Genomic DNA, 683 nt, shown 5'->3' on the forward strand with positions numbered 1-683 from the left:
CAACGATCATGTGACAAACTTACAGCTAAAAACCGACGATCCCTCCGGGGCTTCGCCCCTTCGGGATCGGCAGTCAGGTGCATTAGGAGAGGAATCTCCCGCCGCAGATCTCCTCTTCATAGCTGTACCGCTCAAATGCGTCAGCCCTGCCCCATCCGCTCTCGCCTATTTCTAATACCGGTATTAGAATGGATCCTGCCTCAATGCTGTAGCATCACCAAAACCACTTTTGGAAAAGCTAATTTTGGCCCAAAAACCACTTTTGGAAAAGCTATTTCGTATCTTCAGCCACCCGATCAAGTAATACCACAGGTCCGCTCTGGATGTTCGGGCTGCTCTACTGATCGGGGTCGGTGGAGAGGCGTGCGAGGAGGTCACGCTCGCAGCGCGGTAGTCCAGCGACTACCAGCTCGTAGGAGCGGACGATGAGGTGCCGGACGATCTCCTCCGGGCAGTCGAGGTCGAGCCGGAGCGAGGTCCAGTGCTTCTTGCTCATATGGTAGGCGGGCATCAGGGCGTCGTACCGGGCGTGGAGCGGGGCCACTTCCCGCAGATCGCTCTTGAGATTGAGGAGCGGATTGCCGTCGTGGTCCTCAAGCACCAGCGCAAAGATCCGCCCATGCACGCGGTAGAGTACGGCGTCCCACGTCTCCTTGTACTCCTCGATAGCGCCGGGGAGGCTG

General features: G+C 57.8%; 1 protein-coding gene. It reads right to left on the reverse strand.

Going from position 1 to position 683, the window contains the following annotated elements; all coding sequences use genetic code 11:
* Positions 1 to 337: 337 nt before the first annotated feature.
* On the reverse strand, positions 338 to 683 hold a 346-nt coding region (locus tag HMPREF2890_RS06485), incomplete at its 5' end, for an MmcQ/YjbR family DNA-binding protein (protein WP_070466791.1).

The organism is Porphyromonas sp. HMSC065F10, from assembly GCF_001808555.1.
In the GTDB taxonomy this organism is placed as follows: Bacteria; Bacteroidota; Bacteroidia; order Bacteroidales; family Porphyromonadaceae; genus Porphyromonas_A.